Origin of the sequence: Parazoarcus communis SWub3 = DSM 12120, from assembly GCF_003226565.1 — a bacterium.
GTDB classification, from domain to species: domain Bacteria; phylum Pseudomonadota; class Gammaproteobacteria; order Burkholderiales; family Rhodocyclaceae; genus Parazoarcus; species Parazoarcus communis.
Map to the genome: position 1 here is coordinate 145,297 of NZ_QKOE01000002.1, position 18,363 is coordinate 163,659.

The 18,363-nt window shown below is 63.7% G+C and carries 11 protein-coding genes; 8 read left to right on the forward strand and 3 right to left on the reverse strand.

The genetic code is table 11. The features are described 5' to 3' along the window. The first annotated feature begins 2 nt into the window (after nt 1-2). From DNK49_RS04295 to DNK49_RS04315, 5 genes are all read left to right on the forward strand, one after another. Nucleotides 3-1,898, forward strand: a complete 1,896-nt coding sequence (locus tag DNK49_RS04295; RefSeq protein ID WP_110523103.1) for a sensor histidine kinase — start codon at nt 3-5, stop codon at nt 1,896-1,898. Further along, nucleotides 1,895-3,229, forward strand: a complete 1,335-nt coding sequence (locus DNK49_RS04300; RefSeq protein WP_110523104.1) for a sigma-54-dependent transcriptional regulator — start codon at nt 1,895-1,897, stop codon at nt 3,227-3,229. Before DNK49_RS04295 ends, DNK49_RS04300 begins: the two co-directional genes overlap by 4 nt. Nucleotides 3,230-3,458: 229 nt before the next feature. Next, complete coding sequence (locus DNK49_RS04305) at nt 3,459-4,424, forward strand: TAXI family TRAP transporter solute-binding subunit (RefSeq protein ID WP_110523105.1); 966 nt, start codon at nt 3,459-3,461, stop codon at nt 4,422-4,424. A gap of 82 nt (nt 4,425-4,506) precedes the next feature. After that, a complete protein-coding gene (locus DNK49_RS04310) occupies nt 4,507-7,122 on the forward strand; it encodes a TRAP transporter permease (protein WP_110523106.1) in 2,616 nt (871 codons plus the stop codon). A gap of 222 nt (nt 7,123-7,344) precedes the next feature. After that, nucleotides 7,345-8,655: a Glu/Leu/Phe/Val family dehydrogenase gene (locus tag DNK49_RS04315; protein WP_110523107.1), complete on the forward strand. Its 1,311-nt coding sequence runs from the start codon at nt 7,345-7,347 to the stop codon at nt 8,653-8,655. Nucleotides 8,656-8,757: 102 nt separating this feature from the next. On the opposite strand, the gene DNK49_RS04320 is transcribed toward DNK49_RS04315, so the two are convergent. The 3 genes from DNK49_RS04320 to DNK49_RS04330 all read right to left on the reverse strand — a co-directional run bounded on the left by DNK49_RS04320 (nt 8,758) and on the right by DNK49_RS04330 (nt 11,191). Then, on the reverse strand, nt 8,758-9,690 hold the full coding sequence (locus tag DNK49_RS04320) for a branched-chain amino acid transaminase (protein ID WP_110523108.1): 933 nt from the start codon (nt 9,688-9,690) through the stop codon (nt 8,758-8,760). Nucleotides 9,691-9,951: 261 nt separating this feature from the next. Then, nucleotides 9,952-10,833 carry a LysR substrate-binding domain-containing protein gene (locus DNK49_RS04325; protein WP_110523109.1) on the reverse strand — a complete coding sequence of 294 codons (882 nt, stop codon included), beginning with the start codon at nt 10,831-10,833 and terminating at the stop codon, nt 9,952-9,954. A 16-nt stretch (nt 10,834-10,849) separates the two neighbouring features. Then, a complete protein-coding gene (locus DNK49_RS04330) occupies nt 10,850-11,191 on the reverse strand; it encodes a hypothetical protein (protein WP_243632234.1) in 342 nt (113 codons plus the stop codon). A 426-nt stretch (nt 11,192-11,617) separates the two neighbouring features. Here DNK49_RS04330 and DNK49_RS04335 point away from each other — a divergent pair, with 426 nt between their 5' ends. Genes DNK49_RS04335 through DNK49_RS04345 form a run of 3 tightly spaced genes read left to right on the forward strand, consistent with a single transcriptional unit; the run spans nt 11,618 to nt 18,198 of the window. Continuing rightward, nucleotides 11,618-16,150 (forward strand): EAL domain-containing protein, encoded by a 4,533-nt coding sequence (locus DNK49_RS04335; protein ID WP_165843263.1) that lies wholly within the window; start codon nt 11,618-11,620, stop codon nt 16,148-16,150. After that, nucleotides 16,143-17,603 carry a GAF domain-containing protein gene (locus DNK49_RS04340; RefSeq protein ID WP_110523111.1) on the forward strand — a complete coding sequence of 487 codons (1,461 nt, stop codon included), beginning with the start codon at nt 16,143-16,145 and terminating at the stop codon, nt 17,601-17,603. The genes DNK49_RS04335 and DNK49_RS04340 overlap by 8 nt, the downstream gene beginning before the upstream one ends. Continuing rightward, on the forward strand, nt 17,584-18,198 hold the full coding sequence (locus DNK49_RS04345; protein ID WP_110523112.1) for a biliverdin-producing heme oxygenase: 615 nt from the start codon (nt 17,584-17,586) through the stop codon (nt 18,196-18,198). Before DNK49_RS04340 ends, DNK49_RS04345 begins: the two co-directional genes overlap by 20 nt. The last annotated feature ends 165 nt before the right edge of the window (nt 18,199-18,363 follow it).

Consider the following 18,363-nt stretch of genomic DNA (forward strand, 5'->3'; position numbering starts at 1 on the left):
GCATGCGCCAGCCCTTTTCGGTCGATGAACTGCGTGCCGGGCGCATGCGCCTGCTGCGTCTGGTGGGTGTCGTACTGGTGTTGCTGGTGCTTGCGGTGACCACCTATCGCTACAGCGAATCGCGCGCCATGCAGTTGGCGCGTGTAGAAGCCGGCCACCGGCTGGAGCTGTTTGCGGCGGCGGTCGATGGGGTGATCCGCCGCCTGGAGCACGTGCCGTCAACGGTCGAGCTGAACCCGGATGTGCGTGCCCTGCTGGTGGCGCCTGAAGTCGTCACCCGCATGCGTGTCAATGCCTATCTCGAGGTCATGAGCCGGCAGGTGGGCGCGATTGCGATCTTCGTGCTCGATCACGATGGCGTTGTGGTGGCAGCGTCGAACTGGAACGATGTCACCAGCTTCATGGGGCTGGACCTGTCCTACCGCACCTATTTCCGCTGGGCCTATGCCGGCCTGACCGGACGCCACTTTGCCGTTGGCACCGCGCAGGGCGAGCCGGGGTACTACGTATCGCGTCCTGTACGCGACAGCGAGGGCGTGGTGGTCGGTGTCACCGTGGTCAAGATCGGGCTGGGTGACATCGATCTGGCGCTGGGCGCACTCAGCGAGCCGGCCCTGGTTGCCGACAGCAATGGCGTGGTGATCATGAGCCCGCGGGAAGACTGGCGGTATACCGCGCTCGAGCCGATGCGCCCCTCGCTGCAGGCCGACATCGAACGCAGCCGTCTGTACGACAACCGGCCGATCCGGCCGTTTCCGGTGGCGGTACCGTTCCGCAACTGGTCGGCGGACGCCACCGTCAGCCTGCCGGTGCCAGCCTTGCACCCGCCGCGTGGCCGGACGCAGATGGTGCGTCATCAGATGGTGTCGCGCCCGCTGGAGCGGGTGGGTTGGTGGCTGGTGTTGTTCTCCGATCTGTCGGCGGTGCATCGTCAGGCGCTGGCGCATGCCGCGCTGGCCGTGACGATGGGCGGCTTGCTGCTGATGCTGTCGCTCTATCTGGCACAGCGGCGGCGCATCGTGCGCCAGAAGCTGGAAAACCAGGCCATGCTGGAGCAGGCCAACCTTGAACTGGAGGAGACCGTGCAGCGGCGCACGCAGGATCTGTCCACCACCAATGCCCGCCTGCGCGAGGAGATCGTCGAGCGTCGCAATGCCGAACGCACACTGCGTGCGGCACAGGACGAGCTGGTGCAGGCAGCCAAGCTTGCGGTGCTGGGGCAGCTCGCCACCGGCATCACTCATGAGCTGACCCAACCGCTGGGGGCGATCCGCACCTTGTCCGGCAATGCGGCCGAGTTCCTGCGGCGGGGCAGCGTGGAGACCACCGCGAAGAACCTGTCGATCATCAGCCGGCTGGCCGACCAGATGGGCGCCATCATTTCGCCGCTGCGCACCTTTGCACGCAAGTCGCCTGCGGTGCCGGCACGGGTGGATGTGGCGCACGCCGTTGCCAATGCGCTGTTGCTGCTCGATCAGAAGTTGCAGCGTAACGCGATTGAGCTGGACAACCGGGTGGCGGCGGAGACGGCGATTGCCTGGTGCGACCCGATCCGGCTCGAACAGGTGCTGGTGAATCTGATCGGCAACGCTGCTGACGCCATGGCCAGCCAGGCGGGTGAGCGCCGGCTGGTGTTGAGTACGCACACCGATGACGCCGGGCGGCTGTTGTTGTGCGTGACCGACAATGGTCCCGGGCTGGCGCCAGAAGTACTGGCTCGTGTGTTCGAGCCCTTCTTTACCACCAAGCCGGTCGGTGAGGGCCTGGGCCTGGGTCTGCCGATCTCGCGCGATATCGTGCGTGAATTTGGCGGCGAACTGAGCGCGTCGAATGCGCCCGGTGGCGGCGCCTGTTTCTGCATCACCTTGCCGGTGCCACACCTGGAGACTCCGACATGAACACGCTGAACGTCCTGCTGGTGGAGGACGACCCCAATATGCGCCTGGGGTGCGAACAGGCTTTTGAACTGTCTGGCATCCCGGCGGCCTCGGTGCCGTCGGCAGAGGCGGCGCAGCGCGAGATCGAGCACAACCCGCCCGCGGTCATCGTGACCGATATGCGCCTGGGTGGGGCAGATGGCCTGCACTTGCTGCGCTGGAGCCAGGCCCGCGATGCCAATCTGCCGGTGATCATGGTCACCGGGCATGGTGATGTCACCCTGGCGGTGGAGGCGATGCGCAGCGGTGCCTACGATTTCATCACCAAACCGTTTGCGTCCGACCACCTGGTGGAGGTGGTGCGGCGGGCGCTGGAGAAACGCAGCCTGACGCTGGAGGTGGCCGAGCTGCGTCGCCGCCTGGCCCAGCGCGAGGGGGCGGAAGCCAGCCTGATTGGCCGTTCGCCGCAGATGGCGCGGGTGCGTCAGCTGGTGGCGGATGTGGCGGGCAAGGCGGTGGATGTGTTGATCCACGGCGAGACCGGCACGGGCAAGGAGCTGGTGGCGCGCTGCCTGCATGACCTGGGTCCGCGTGCCAAGGGCAATTTTGTCGCACTCAATTGCGGCGGCCTGCCCGACAACCTGATCGACAGCGAACTGTTCGGCCATGAGCCGGGGGCGTTTACTGGCGCGACACGGCGTCGTGTGGGCAAGGTGGAGCATGCCCACGGTGGCACGCTGTTTCTCGACGAGGTCGAGAGCATGCCGGTGGGGGTGCAGGTCAAGTTGCTGCGGGTGCTGCAGGAGCGGGTGGTGGAACGTCTGGGGGGCAACCAGCAGGTGCGGGTCGATACCCGGGTGGTGGCGGCCACCAAGGATGATCTGAAGCAAAGGGCCGAGGCGCAGCAGTTTCGTGCCGACCTGTACTACCGCTTGAACGTCGTCACCATTGAGCTGCCGCCCCTGCGTGAGCGTCGCGAGGACATCCCCTTGCTGCTTGAGAACTTCATGCAGCAGGCGGCGCGCCGGCATGAGCTGCCCTTGCCCGAGCTGTCGCCGGCCGATCTGCGCCACCTGATGGCGCAGGACTGGCCAGGCAATGTACGCGAGCTGCGCAATGTCGCCGACTGCATGGTGCTGGGCATTCCCCATGCGCGGGTCGACGCGGCCTGCGGTGAAGGCCCTTCGCTGGCGGAGGCGGTGGAGGCTTTCGAGCGTAGCCTGATCGGCGAGGAACTGCGCCGCCAGGGCGGTAATCTGACCCGTGCGGCTGAACGTCTGAGGGTGGCCAAGACCACCTTGCACGACAAGGTGCGCAAGTATGGGTTGGGTGGACGGCTGGGTGAAGTTTGAGCCTGTTTGTTCGGATTTCCGAACGCGAATTCGGCCGGAAATCCGGTTTTCCGAACATCTTGCCGATAAGCGAGGCATTTTTTATCGACGATTCAAAGCGTTACTGATTGTTACCGGCTGGCGTGCTTCGTGCTGAAGGATGACGGACTGCTGACAGCGCGCCAAGGTATCTGCGCTGGGGTGGTAGCCTTGTTTACACCTTCGTGTTGTATGTCCAGGAGACGAGAGAATGATCAAGCTTGGTGCAATCGCGGCGATGCTGGCCGTTGTCGGTGGTGGTTTTTCCGGGGCGGCGCATGCCCAGCAGAAGTTCGTCACCATCGGTACGGGTGGCGTCACCGGCGTGTATTACGCCGCAGGCGGGGCGATCTGCCGGCTGATGAACAAGGACCGCGCCCAGCACGGTATCCGCTGTTCGGTCGAGAGCACCGGCGGTTCGGTATACAACATCAACACCATCAAGGCGGGTGAGCTCGACTTTGGCGTTGCCCAGTCCGATGCCCAGTTCAACGCGATCAAGGGCCTGGCCCAGTTCAAGGATGGTGCGGTGTCCGATCTGCGTGCCGTGTTCGCGCTGCATCCCGAGCCGCTGACCGTGCTGGCACGCAAGGAAGCCGGCATCACCAGGTTTGAAGACTTCAAGGGCAAGCGCTTCAACGTCGGCAACCCGGGCTCGGGCACCCGCGCCACCATGGACCAGTTGCTGGCCAGCCTGGGCATGAAGACCGCCGATTTCTCGCTGTCGTCCGAACTCAAGCCTGACGAGCATGGCGCTGCCCTGTGCGACAACAAGATCGACGGCTTTGCCTATGTGGTCGGCCACCCGGCTGCCAACATCCAGGACCCGACCACCACCTGCGGTGCCAAGCTGGTGTCGATCACCGGCCCGGCAGTGGACAAGCTGATTGCCGAATACCCCTACTACGCCACCGCCACCATCCCCGCTAGCATGTACGCAGGCAACCCGGATGCGACCAAGACCTTCGGCGTCGTGGCCAGCTTCGTGACCTCGGCCAAGGTGGGCGACGACGTGGTCTACACCATGGTGAAGGCGGTCTTCGACAACTTCGAGGACTTCAAGAAGCTGCACCCGGCCTTTGCCAACCTCGAGCCCAAGGACATGATCAAGGGCGGCCTGTCGGCGCCGCTGCACAATGGTGCGGTGAAGTACTACAAAGAAAAGGGCTGGATGTAATCCTGCACGGGGCGGGGCCGTCCGTCGGCCCTGTCCTGATCGAGATGGGCTCGGAAAATACTAAAATACGGAGATCCGGCACATGGCTTCAGCGGACCAGGCAAAACCCGTACATGAACTGACCGACGAACAGCTCAAGCAGATCGTCGCCGAAGCGGACACTGGTGGCCGCAAACCCACCGGCTTTGCAGCCGGACTGCTGCTGATGGTGGCGCTGGCGTGGTCGCTGTTCCAGCTCTGGATCGCCTCGCCGCTGCCGTTCTCGCTGGGCATCTTCGTACTCAACGACACCGAGTCCAGGGCCATTCACCTGGCTTTTGCGGTGTTCATGGCGTATGCCGCCTATCCCGCCTTCAAGCGTTCGCCACGGGCCTATGTGCCGATTGTGGACTGGGTGTTTGCGCTGGTTGCGGCGTTCTGCGCGGCTTATCTCTTCCTGTTCTACCGCGAGCTGGCTTCCCGGCCCGGCTCTCCCACCGATTTCGACCTTGCCATTGCCGTGGTCGGCCTGGCCTTGCTGCTGGAAGCGGCACGTCGTGCATTGGGTCTGCCGATGGTGATTCTTGCGGTGGTCTTCCTGGTGTATATCTTCTTCGGCCAGTACATGCCGGATGTCATCGCCCACCGTGGAGCCTCGCTGTCCAAGGGCATGAGCCATCTGTGGCTGACGACCGAGGGGGTGTTCGGGGTGGCCCTGGGCGTGTCGGCGAGTTTCATCTTCCTGTTCGTGCTGTTTGGCGCCTTGCTCGAGACGGCCGGGGCGGGCAACTACTTCATCAAGTCGGCCATTGCGCTGCTGGGCCACATGAAGGGTGGTCCGGCCAAGGCGGCCGTGGTGGCGTCGGCCAGTACCGGGGTGATCTCGGGCTCGTCGATTGCCAACGTGGTGACGACGGGTACCTTCACCATTCCGCTGATGAAGAGCGTGGGCTACCGCGCCGACAAGGCCGCCTCGGTCGAGGTGGCCTCCTCGGTCAATGGCCAGTTGATGCCGCCGGTGATGGGCGCTGCAGCCTTCCTGATGGTCGAATATGTGGGTATCAGCTACATCGAGGTCATGAAGCATGCCATTGTGCCGGCCTTGATTTCGTATATCGCACTGTTCTACATCGTGCACCTTGAAGCGCTCAAGATGAACCTGCAAGGTCTGCCGCGACGCGAACCGCTGCCCTGGCAGCGCGCGATGATCAGCACCTTGATGACGGTGTCCGGGGTGATCATCCTGGCTGCCATCGTGTACTGGGGCTTTGGCTGGATCAAGACCTTGGTGGGCGATTACGCCTTTGCCGTGGTGGGCCTGCTGATGCTCGGTGCCTATATCGCCATCGTGCGCTATGCGGCCAACTACCCCGAACTGCACATGGATGCACCGGGCGAGAAGATGGAATACCTGCCCGAGATCGGCGCCACGCTGAAGTCCGGCCTGCATTACCTCTTGCCGGTCGCGGCCTTGATCTGGAACCTGATGGTCGAGCAGCTCTCGCCTGCGCTGTCGGCGTTCTGGGCCACGCTGTTCCTGATCTTCATCCTTGTCACCCAGCGTCCGCTGTTTGCGCTGTTCCGCGGTACGGGCGCCTTCGCGCCGGCGCTGCGTCAGGGCTTCCGCGATCTGTTCGACGGTCTGGTGACCGGGGCGCGCAACATGATCGGCATCGGCATCGCCACAGCGACCGCCGGTGTCATCGTCGGCACGGTGACGCTGACTGGCATCGGTCTGGCAATGACCGAACTGGTCGAAGTGCTGTCGGGCGGCAACCTGATGGTGATGCTGTGCCTGGTGGCGGTGATCTGCCTGATCCTGGGCATGGGCCTGCCAACCACGGCGAACTACATCGTGGTGTCCACGCTGATGGCGCCGGTGATCGTCGAGCTGGGCGCGCAGACCGGCTTGCTGGTGCCCTTGATTGCGGTGCATCTGTTCGTGTTCTATTTTGGCTTGATGGCGGATGTGACGCCGCCTGTGGGGCTGGCGTCCTATGCCGCCGCCGGCATCGCCAAGAGCGATCCGATCAAGACGGGCTTCACGGCCTTCGGCTATAGCGCGCGGACGGCGATCCTGCCCTTCATGTTCATCTTCAACACCCAGTTGCTGCTGATCGGGATCACGGACATCTTCCATCTGGTGCTGACCATCGGCAGTGCAACCTTGGCCAGCCTGATGTTTGCCGCGGCGACCCAGGGCTTCTTCGTGACCCGCAACCGCATTCACGAGACCCTGATCCTGTTGCTGGTGACCTTCAGCCTGTTCCGGCCCGGTTTCTGGATGGACATGCTCTATCCGCCCTATCAGGAATTGCCGGCGACCGAACTGACCCGCATGGTCGAGGAGGCGCCACGCAATGCCAATCTGCGCGTGTGGGTCGAAGGCACCACGATTGAAGGCCGTGACATTGCCAAGGGCGTGCTGCTGCCGCTGGGTGACACGGCGGGCAGTGCGCGTGAACGCCTGGCGGCGATGGGCTTGACGGTGATGGCATTGGGCGATGATGTGCAGATTGCTGCCGTGCGCTTTGGCAGCCGGGCCGAGAAGCTGGGGCTGGAGCAGGGCTTCACCTTTACCGCGATCGAGATACCGTCGCCGGAGCGTCCGGACAAGGAGTGGATCTTCATCCCCACCCTGGCCTTGCTGGCCCTGGTGTGGTTCACGCAGCGAGCCCGGCGTCAGCGTGAGCTGGCGAGCAAGCCGGCTGCCGTCTGAGCCTGCCCGGACAGCGACCCCCGAACCCTCCGCACGGCGGGGTGTTCGGGAGTTTTTCATTTACACGGTGATATCGTGAAGCTCATCTCGAGCGGGTGAAAACCGGACCCATGTCGAGGTATGGCAAGGTTATGCGTGCAACGCATGACCCGATGAGGCAACAGCATCATGCTGCAGCGCACGGGCTCGCAGAATGCGTCATCGCCAACACGGAGACCCGCGATGACTGCACTGCCCAATACCGATCAAGCGTCTGCCCGCCTTGCCGGCTTGTCCTATCTCAATCCGGCTGCGCCCGAACCGTGGGCGAGTTTTGTTGAGCAGATCGAGCGCGTCCGCCCCCATCTCGGCGCGCTCGAACGCTGGATCGAAACCCTCAAGCACCCCAAGCGCACCTTGATCGTCGACGTGCCGATCGAACGCGATGACGGCACCATTGCCCACTACGAGGGCTATCGCGTGCAGCACAACCTGTCGCGCGGCCCCGGCAAAGGCGGTATCCGCTTTCACCCGGCTGTCACCCTCAACGAGGTGATGGCGCTGGCGGGCTGGATGACGGTGAAGAATGCTGCCGTCGGCCTGCCTTTTGGTGGCGCCAAGGGGGGCATCCGGGTTGATCCGAGCAGCGTCAGCAAAGGCGAGCTGCAGCGCATCACCCGCCGCTTCACTTCCGAGATCGGCATCATCATCGGCCCCGATCGCGACATTCCGGCACCGGATGTCGGCACCAACGAGATGACCATGGCGGTGATGATGGATACCTTCTCGATGAACCGAGGCGGCACCGCCACCGGTGTGGTCACCGGCAAGCCCATTGCACTGGGCGGTAGCCTGGGGCGCAAGGAGGCGACCGGTCGCGGGGTGTTCATCGCCGCACGCGAGGCGGGTCGGCACCTGAAGCTGCCGATCGAGGGCGCAAGGGTGGTGGTACAGGGTTTTGGCAATGTGGGCGGTATCGGTGCCCGCCTGTTTCACGAGGCCGGTGCGAAGGTGATCGCGGTGGCCGACCACACAGCCACGCTGGTCAACGAAGCAGGGATCGATATTCCGGCTGCGCTGGCGCATGTGGCGGCAACCGGCGGGCTGGCCGGCTTTGGCGGTGCTGCGTCGATCGACATCGAGGATTTCTGGCAGCTGGCGTGCGATTTTCTGGTACCGGCCGCGCTCGAGGGCCAGATCACCGAAGCCCGCGCCAACGGCATCCGTGCGAAGGTGGTGGTGGAAGGCGCCAACGGCCCGACGACGCCGGCAGCAGACGACATCCTGCGCGAGCGTGGCATCCTGGTGGTACCGGACGTGCTGGCCAATGCTGGCGGCGTGACCGTGTCCTACTTCGAGTGGGTGCAGGATTTCTCCAGCTTCTTCTGGACCGAGGACGAGATCAACGCTCGCCTGGAGCGCATCATGGTCAGTGCCTTCGATGCGATCTGGCAGGTTGCTGCGGACAAGCGCATCTCCTTGCGCACCGCCGCCTTTGTCATCGCCTGCCACCGGGTGCTGGAAGCACGCGCCGAGCGCGGTCTGTACCCCTGAGGCCTGTATGTTGTAGGCGGGATGGCATCCCGCCGGGGTGGTGGTGTTGATGGGGCGGGGTGTGTGGCCTTGTCGGGTGAGGTGCCGGGGCCGGCGGGGTTGTCACCCCGCCCTACTGGGTGTCAGCCAGTCCGGATGGCCGTTACCCGGTTCGCCACGCACGCAGGCAAAGAAGCGTCTTTGCAGTTCTCGGGTCACCGGGCCTGGTCTGCCATTGCCGATCCGTCTGCGGTCCAATTCGATCACCGGTGTCAGTTCGGCCGCCGTACCGGTAAAGAACACTTCGTCGGCGACATAGAGTTCGTCGCGGGTGATGCGGCGGGTGCGGATCTCGAAGCCGGCGTCGGCGGCGAGGGTATGCAGCGTGCGACGGGTGATGCCGTCGAGTGCGGAGGTGATCTCGGGTTCGTGGATCACCCCGCGTTTTACCAGGAACACATTCTCGCCCGGCCCCTCGGCGACAAAGCCGTCGGTGTCCAGCAACAGGGCTTCGTCGTAGCCTTCGGCGCGGGCCTCGCGGCAGGCGAGGATGGAGTTGGTGTAGGTCGACACCGACTTTGCCCGGCACATCTGCACATTGACGTGATGTCGGGCAAAACTCGAGACCTTGACCCGGATGCCGCGGTTCAGGCCATCCTCACCGAGGTAGGCGTTCATCACCCAGGCGGCCACCATCACATGGGTGGCCGCCCCCAGTGGGTCGATACCGGCTTTTTCCGCGCCCAGGAACACCAGTGGGCGAATGTAGGCCTGCCGCAGGCCGTTGCGGTGCACCGCCGACATGCAGGCCTGCTTCAGCGTGGGGCGATCGAATGGCATGTCCAGGCCGAGGATGTGAGCCGAGTCGAACAACCGCTCGATGTGTTCGTCCAGCCGGAAGATGGCTGGACCGGCCGGGGTGTCGTAGGCGCGGAGGCCTTCGAAGCAGCCCAGGCCGTAATGCAGGGTGTGGGTCATTGCGTGGACGGTGGCGTCGCGCCAGGGCAACCATTGCCCGTCCATCCAGATCCAGCCGTCGCGGTTTGCCATGCTCATGGTGTGTTCCTCAGTCGATCGATAGGGCGCTGATCCGGCGATGCCGGGCGTCGTGGCACACCACGGTTGGCGGTGCGTTCGATCCACGTGACGAAACGGCTATGGGTTTCAGCGGCGGGGCGAGGGTGGTCGCGTGGCCGTGTGGAAATCGAGCAGTGCGTATGGAGGCAGATTGCCGATTGGCGTCCGCTGGCTCAAACGAAAACAGTGGGGTTTGAGGTGAACGTGATTCACTTCAAATGCGACCCTGCTGTGCACCGCTCAGGTGCTGCTGTCCTCGCGTGCGCGTACCTGCAACCAGCGGACGAACTGCCGGATCCACGCTTGGGCATAGGCTTCCGGGCGCAAGACTGCATGGAAACCCTTGCCGGCGATGGTCGTGTCGAAGGGCCGGACCAGCGTGCCGTCGGCCAGGTACCCGCGTGCTAGCAGGCCCACTGTCAGCGCAATGCCGACGCCGGCGGCGGCGGCTTCGAGCATCAGCATCGAATCCTCGAACAACAGGCCGTCGGCGGGTTCGGCGCGCTTCAGGCCAGCGGCCTCGAACCAGGGTTGCCATTGCAGCAAGGGGTGGCGCAACAGCGCGAGGGTGTCGAGTCTGGCCGGATCGGGTGGCGTGCCCAGACGGGCGGCAAGTGCCGGGCTGCAGACGGGAAAGACGCTTTCCTGGCGCAGGGCATAGGCCTCCAGCCCGGGCCATGGAGGGTCGCCATAATAGATGGCGACATCGGCGCGACCGCTGGCGACCGGTTCCAGGGTGGAGGCGGAGGACAGCACGAATTCGATGCCGGGCTGGGTTGCGCGATAGTCGGCCAACTGAGCGACGAACCATTTTGCGCCCAGGGCGGGTGCCACCGACAGGCGCAGGCTGCGGGTGTGGGTGCCGCGCAGGCGGGTGCTGGCATGCGTCAGCCGCCCCAGTGCGGCCTGTACCTCGGCCAGATAGGCGCGTCCGGTCTCGGTCAGCACAACCTCACGGTGGCGGCGTTCGAACAAGGGCTGGCCCAGCCAGTTTTCCAGCGTCTTGATGCGGTGGCTGATTGCCGATGGGGTCAGGTTCAGCGTCTGTGCCGCGGCCAGGAAGCTGCCGCAGCGCGCGGCGGCCTCGAACGCCGCCAGGGTGTGAAGCGGAGGCAGATCCACTGTAGCCGAGCGGTGCTTAGCGCCCGCAAGGCCGGCGCTCGGCCCCGCAGCGGTCGAACTCGCCCAATGGGCGGTCGAAGGTGTACTCCAGCGGATCGCCGATCCACTCTTTGGCGGTTTCGCCGACGGTGCCGGTGGGCAGCGTGAAAGGCAGCGCGAGAATGAAGCCGGCGGTGCCGATCACGGTGGCAACCAGCCCGAGCGGGCGCACCACGATCAGATCCACCGCCATGTCGCTGCCACGGTCGCCAGTCACCGGCTCGCCATGCTGGGCCGCGGCGGGCAAGCTGCCCGCAAGGGTCAGGCTGGTAACGAGTACCAGGCGGAGGAGTCTTGCGTGAAGGGTGGGTGTCGGCATCGATGGCGCCTCCGATACGGACGGAACAGTCGTGATGTTACGCGCAATCGGTGCAGTGGGGGGGCTGGAAGCGCGCCTGTCAATTGCGTGATGTTTGACACAGTCCGGCGTCGTTCTGCGGCACAAGGTGGAATTTCTGCCCGAACGGACGTGTCTCAGCGCGGCAAACCGCGCACAAGTCGCGATACACTGCGTATCGGCAACGGCTGATGCGGCACCGCAATGTAACGGTATCAGTGTACGGACATTCCTCAGCATCCAGAGCTGGATGGGGAGAGGGCGTTCGTTGATTAGGACCGGAAGATTGCCGGAACCAGGTGAGGGTCGCGTGCCGGGCGGGAAACAGCGGAATGAGGGCGTGTTTCTTGACAGGTGCGGCAGATCGCCGGTTTGACGGCCTTCTGGCATGACCAGATGACAGGCAACATGAAGAACAAGAAAAATCCGCATCCTGTGCCGCCGACGCCGGCTGGCCGCAAGACCTTCATTGCCGGTATCGGCGCTTCCGCTGGCGGCCTGGAGGCGTTGACGCAGCTGATCGGCCAGTTGAGGCCGGGTCTGTCCTGTGCGTATGTGGTCCTGCAGCATCTGTCCCCCAGCTATCGCAGCATGATGGCGGAGATTCTCGGTCGTGAGACCGATCTCAGGGTGAAGGAGCTGGAACAGGGTGACGTGCCTGAGCCGGGGGTGGTGTATGTGGTGCCGTCCAACGCCAATGCCTTGCTCAAGGACGGACGTCTGGTGCTGGTCCATGCGCCACCCGAAGTCGTGCCCAAGCCCTCGATCAATCAGTTCTTCATCTCCCTTGCTGCAGAGGAAGGCGAGTCGGCCATTGGCGTGATCCTTTCAGGCACCGGGTCGGACGGGGTTGCGGGCTTGCGTGCGATACAGGCAGCCGGCGGCTTCACGCTGGTGCAGCAGCCGGACACCGCCAAGTACGACGGTATGCCACGTGCGGCGATCGAGGCCGGGGTGGCCGATCACGTGCTGGCCCCGGATGACATCGCGGCACAGATCGCCCGTTTGCTTGAGTTGCCAGCCGAGCACAATGACGTGGAGGCGCCTGTCGATCTGCTTGCGAGCCTGTTCAAGCAGTTGCGCGAACGGCTGGATTTCGATTTTTCCGGCTACAAGATGGGGACGCTGATGCGACGCATCCGGCGTCGTCAGTTTGCCACTGGCTGTTCGGACATGCCGGCCTATCTGAAGTGGGTGGAGTCCAACCCCGAGGAGCTCGACCACCTCGCACGCGACATCCTGATCTCGGTGACGGCTTTCTTCCGTGATCGCGATGCCTTTGTTGCACTGCGCCAGAGCGTCGCCGACATCGTGGCGCGCAAGCCGGCGGGCAGCGAGATTCGTGTCTGGGTAGCGGGTTGTGCAAGTGGCGAGGAAGCGTACTCGATCGCGATGCTGTTCGCCGAGGCACTGGGTGACCGGCTGATGCTCTACCGCATCCAGATCTTTGCGACCGATATCGACGACGACGCACTCAATGTGGCACGCCGCGGCGTGTACCCTGCGGCATCGACCACCGAGGTGCCGGCCGAGTTGCTGGAGCGTTTCTTCCGCCATACCGGCAATACCTATGAGGCGGGCAAGCAGTTGCGCGACATGATCGTGTTTGCGCGCCACAACCTGGTGAGTGATCCGCCCTTCCTGCGGCTCGATCTGGTCTCATGCCGCAATGTGTTGATCTACTTCGATGCCCCCCTTCAGGCCAAGGTCCTGCAGACCTTCCACTTTGGCATGAACAAGGAGGGCGTCCTGTTTCTCGGCCGGTCCGAGAGCATTGCGCAAGCCGAACAATTGTTTGTGCCGCTCAATCGCCGGGAGCGCTTGTTCCATGCTTCGGGTGAGGTCGCGGCCAGGTCGCCACAGGCGACAGTGGCACTGGCCTCGAGACCGCGCGAAAAGCGCCGCGAATCGCAGCACGAGATCCTGCTGAAGGGGCTGGTGTCGGGTCTGGGTGTGACCGTGGTGATGTGTGATCGCCATGCCAACGTGCTGCATGCCGCTGGGGATACCGAGCGCTTCCTGCATTTTCCTGCGGGGGCCTCACGCTTGAGCCTGCCGGATCTGGTTTCCCCCGCCTTGCGGGCCGAAGTCATTGCCCTGATGCGGCGCTGCGATCAGCAGGCACAGGTCCAGTGCAGCCGGCCGCGACGCGTCGGCGAGCACTGGATCAAGCTCGTGGCCGAGCGTGTGTCGAGCGCGGACGAAGTGTTCTACCTGTTCATCTTCTGCCCCGAGCCGGAGGTGGCGCCGGTTCCGGGCGGTGCTGCCGACGTCCATGCCGGCGAGACCGACGCCCGTGGTGAACAGGCGCTCGCCGATGAGTTGATGGCCACGCGTGAGCATCTGCAGGCGCTGATCGAGGAGATGGCCACGGCCAATGAGGAGATGCAGGCCCTCAATGAAGAAGCCCAGGCATCGAATGAGGAACTGCAGGCCACCAATGAGGAGCTCGAGGCCGCCAACGAGGAAATGCAGGCGACCAACGAGGAACTCGTCAGTCTCAACGAAGAGCTCAATGTCAAGACCGTCGAGCTGTCCGGACTGTATGAGGAGTATGCCCATCTTTACGATGCGCTCGAGTTTCCAGTGCTGGTGTTCGACCGTGAACTGCAGCTGACCCGCTTCAATGCGCCTGCGGCGCGGCGCTTCGACCTGCGCACCACGGCGCTGCGTCAGCACCTTGCGCGCCTGAAGCTGCCGGTTCCCCTACCGGTGCTCGAAACCTTGCTGGGCCGGGCAATGGCTCATGGTGACCGCGAGCAGGAGATGGTCATGGTCGAGGATCGGCACTTGCGCATCATCGTCACCCCCGGGCTGAACAAGCGTGGTGATGTCCGGTCCCTGGTAGCCAGCTTCATCGATGTCAGCGACATTGTCCGTACCCAGGTTGCTTTGTCGGAATCGGAGCAGCGGCTGCATGCCCTGATGGACAAGACAACGGTGATGTTTGCGATGCGCAATCTGGCGGGTCAGTACCTGTATGTCAATCGCCGCTTTGTCGAGTTTTTTGGCCTGGAGGGCAGGGAGGTCGTCGGCGCCAATGATTTCAGCCTGTTCGATAAAACCCTGGCCGGTGATATCTGGGGGGCAACCGTCGAGTCCATGCGCACGCGTAGCAACATCGTCGTCGACCATCGCCTGGAACGGGAAGCGGAAACACGCTACCTGCGCGCCGTCCATCAGACACTGAGTGATGAGGCGGGGCAACCTGTTGCGCTGATCTTCGAGGCCGAGGATGTCACTGCCAGCCGGCATGCGGAGGAACAGCTGCGGATCACCGCCAAGGTGTTCGACCATGCCGGTGAGGCCATTGTGGTGACTGATCCGGACGGCTTCATCCAGACCGTCAATAGCGCTTTCTGCCGCATTACCGGTTACGGGGTTGGCGATGCGATGGGCCGGCAGATCGGCCGCCTGTTGCGTTCTGGCCGTCATAGTCGCGAGTTCTACGAGGCGATGTGGCAGGCCCTGAAGGGTAACGGCTTCTGGCAAGGAGAAATCTGGAACAAGCGCAAGAATGGCGAGATCTTTCCCGAGTGGCTGACCATCAACCGGGTGGAGGGTGCCGAAGGTCAGATCGAGCATTTCGTTGCGGTGTTTTCGGACATCAGCGACATCAAGAATGCCCAACGTCGTGCAGAGTATCTGGCCACTCACGATCCGCTGACCCGCCTGCCCAACCGTTCCCTGTTTCAGGACCGTCTCCGTCAGTCACTCGCGCATGCACGCCGGCATGGTGCGCGCGTGGCGCTGATGTTCATCGATCTGGACAATTTCAAGACCATCAACGACACGCTGGGCCACGATATCGGCGACGAGTTGCTGAAGGCGGCTGCATTGCGCCTGCAACAGGTGGTGCGTGATTTCGATACCGTGGCTCGTCTGGGGGGTGACGAATTCACCGCCATCCTGGGTGACTGCGACGCAGATGGCGCAAGCCTGGTCGCCAAGCGGGTTGTCGACGAGTTGTCCACCTCGTTCGACATCGAGGGGCGCAAGCTCTTCGTGTCGGCCAGTGTCGGGATCGCCTTCTATCCGGAAGACGGGCAGGACAGCAACACCCTGGTGAAAGCGGCTGATACCGCGATGTACCGTGCCAAGGAGCTGGGGCGCAACCGGGTGGAGTTCTTCGTGCCCGATCTGCATGTGCGCCTGCTCAAGCGCGCGACGCTGGAGAGTGCGCTGCGTGCGGCGCTGGAGCAGAAGCGCTTGCGTCTGGTGTTTCAGCCCCAGTTCACGGCCTGTAGTGAGCGCCGTCTGATTGGTGCCGAGGCGCTGGTGCGCTGGAAGGATCCGGTGCTCGGTGAAGTGTCGCCGGCGGAGTTCATTCCGATGAGTGAGAGCAGCGGGCTGATTCTGGAGGTGTCGAAGGAAGTCGAACGCCTGCTGATCGAGCATCTGCACCTGTGGATCACCGCCGGGATGTCACCGCCACCGATCTCGCTGAACTGCTCGCCGCGCAGTATGCGCGAGCCGGATATGGCGCTGCGCCTGATCTCTGCGCTCAAGCGTGCGGCGGTGCCGGCCGAATTGCTGTGTATCGAGATTACCGAAGGGGCTCTGCTCGAGAACACGCAGCACGTTACCGACAACCTCGGCACCCTTGCACGGCATGGCATCAGGATCAGTGTCGATGACTTTGGTACTGGCTACTCGTCATTGATCTACCTGAAGCGTCTGCCCTTGTCCGAACTCAAGGTCGATAAGAGTTTTGTCGATGGGCTGGGTGAAGATCAGGATGACGAGGCGATTGCCGAGGCCATTCTCGGGCTGGCCCACTCGCTTGGACTGGATACCGTTGCCGAGGGGGTGGAGACCGAGCGTCAGCTCGAATGGCTGCGTCGGCATGGCTGCAAGGCGGTGCAGGGATATCTGTTCTCCAGACCGCTGGAGGCGGGAAGTTTCGAAGCCATGATGGAACAACGACATCACGATGAATAAGCGATTTCTGGCCGAGTGCGAACGTGAACGCCTGCATCTTTCCGGCCACATTCAGCCACACGGGGCCTTGCTGGTGGTGGATCAGGCCGCGCGGATAACGCATCGCTCGTGCAATTTCCCGGCTGTCCTGGGGGATGAGATCCTTGCCCCGGGTGATCTGTTGCCGCCGGTGCTGGCTGCGCACTGCGATACGCTGCCCGGGCAGGCCGGCGCCCGCCTGCACGTCCGTCACGCCCTCAGTAGTGCCGGCCTGTCGTTCGATCTGACCATCAGTCGTAATGCGGCAGGCGAGCGGGTGCTTGAACTGACGCCTGCACCGGACGACGACCTGGACTGGCAGGGCTTGCCGGCAAAGGTTGTCGGCCAGCCCCGGGATCATGACGAACTGGCCGCGCGCAAACAGGCGCTGGTCGAGCGGATCGCCGGAATTACGGGATTCTGCCGGGTGATGTATTACCGTTTCCGCCAGGATGGGGATGGTGAGGTGATCGCAGAGGCGCGCAATCCCGATGTATATGGTAGCTATCTTGGCTTGCGTTTTCCTGCGAGCGATATTCCCCAGATCGCGCGCGAGCTGTATCGGCAGAGCCCCTGGCGTTTGATTCCCGATGCCAGTGCGGCGCCGGTGGCCGTGGAGGGCATTGACGGTGTGCCGGATCTGGGGCTGGCCGATCTGCGCAGCGTGTCGCCGGTGCATCTGGTCTATCTTGCGAACATGGGGGTGCAGGCTTCGTTGTCGTTGCCGGTGATGGTAGCCGGTCACCTGCATGGCCTGATTGCCTGTCATCACCATCAGCCCCGGCTGTTGTCGCTGGCCGTGCTTGAGGCTGCGGCCGGAGAGGTACGCACGCATGGTCTGGTTCTGACCGCCTTCATTGCCCAGCACCGGATCCGGCTGGTGGATGGTCTGGTCCGGCGGTTTTCGGGGATCGAGGATATTGTCACCCGGGCGGGAGGGCTGCTCGCCGCCTGGGACACGCTCGGCCCCTTGCTCGCGGACGAACTGGAGAGCGAAGGGGTGCATCTCTTGCTCGATGCTGAGCAGGTGGCGTTTGGAGAAACCTTTGAACCTGAGGCGTTGGCCCGCGTCGATGAGTGGTTCTGCGATGAGCTGGCCGACGCCCTGTGGTTGTCCGATACCTTGAGTAGCGAGTTGCCTGGCATGCCGATGAGCCGGATTGCCGGCATGGTGGCAATCAAGGGGCGAGCCGCCGATGGCCGCATGTTGCGGGTGTATCTGACCCGCCAGGAACACATTCACGAGGTGGCCTGGGGAGGCAATCCCGACAAGCCGGTCGAGCATCATGATGGCCAGCTGGGGATTGCGCCGCGGCGGTCCTTCGAGAAGTGGATTGAAAAACGCATGGGGCACAGCCGGCCCTGGGAAAACGAAACCCGCCTGCTTGGGTTGCGTCTGCGGGAGATGCTGCTGGATGTCGCCAACCGATATTGATCCTGTGCAGGTGCTGCGCGAGCGCACACGCGATGCGCATCGCGCCCTGGAGACCACGCCACCGGTGCGGCGCCTGATGGCCGCTACCGTCGGTCTTGGCGATGTCGATGCATTTCTCTGCTTGTCTTATCGCTTCTTCACCGGGCTGGAGCGGGCGCTCGGTCATGCCCTGAGTGCTTCGCCGCTCTATCGTACCCGCAGTCTGGCCCTTGGGGAGGCATTGACTGCGCGCGGCCTGGTCTTGCCGTCTGCTGCCGACACCGGAAACTGGATGGAGGATGAGGCCGCCTTGCTCGGTGTGATCTATACCGTCGAAGGCTCGTCGCTGGGGGCGGCGGTCATCGATCAGCATCTGCGTGCCAGACTGGGTGCCGAGGCCGGGCCTGCGCTCGAGTACTTCCGCCGTTTCGGGCGGGACAGCCGGGAGCACTGGATGCATGTCGTCCATGCGCTGAGGTGCTCGCTCAGGGATGAGGCGCAGATCGGGCGCGCCTGTGACGGAGCCATCCGTGTCTTTGATGGCATGCATGCCTTGTTCGAGCGTGATGTTGCGCATTGCCTGCCGTCTTGCCAGAGGGCGTCCGCACCCTGCTGACATGGTTCATTCCGTGACACGCTGTTCAGAGTTGAATCGCTCGATCCGCCGGGGTGCGTACAGGCGACGCATGCTGCACTGCAGGTGAACTGCCGCTTCTGCAGAGTGCGATGGCATGGAAACGCTTGATGATAAGCGGATGATGCGATGCACTATGCCTAGTTG

What these genes read in the sequence shown, in the direction of transcription:
- DNK49_RS04305 (WP_110523105.1), top strand. Translation starts at nt 3,459, where the DNA reads ATGATCAAGCTTGGTGCAATCGCGGCGATGCTGGCCGTTGTCGGTGGT.
- DNK49_RS04300 (WP_110523104.1), top strand. Translation starts at nt 1,895, where the DNA reads ATGAACACGCTGAACGTCCTGCTGGTGGAGGACGACCCCAATATGCGC.
- DNK49_RS04335 (WP_165843263.1), top strand. Translation starts at nt 11,618, where the DNA reads ATGAAGAACAAGAAAAATCCGCATCCTGTGCCGCCGACGCCGGCTGGC.
- DNK49_RS04295 (WP_110523103.1), top strand. Translation starts at nt 3, where the DNA reads ATGCGCCAGCCCTTTTCGGTCGATGAACTGCGTGCCGGGCGCATGCGC.
- DNK49_RS04330 (WP_243632234.1), bottom strand. Translation starts at nt 11,191, where the DNA reads ATGCCGACACCCACCCTTCACGCAAGACTCCTCCGCCTGGTACTCGTT.
- DNK49_RS04315 (WP_110523107.1), top strand. Translation starts at nt 7,345, where the DNA reads ATGACTGCACTGCCCAATACCGATCAAGCGTCTGCCCGCCTTGCCGGC.
- DNK49_RS04345 (WP_110523112.1), top strand. Translation starts at nt 17,584, where the DNA reads ATGTCGCCAACCGATATTGATCCTGTGCAGGTGCTGCGCGAGCGCACA.
- DNK49_RS04340 (WP_110523111.1), top strand. Translation starts at nt 16,143, where the DNA reads ATGAATAAGCGATTTCTGGCCGAGTGCGAACGTGAACGCCTGCATCTT.
- DNK49_RS04320 (WP_110523108.1), bottom strand. Translation starts at nt 9,690, where the DNA reads ATGAGCATGGCAAACCGCGACGGCTGGATCTGGATGGACGGGCAATGG.
- DNK49_RS04310 (WP_110523106.1), top strand. Translation starts at nt 4,507, where the DNA reads ATGGCTTCAGCGGACCAGGCAAAACCCGTACATGAACTGACCGACGAA.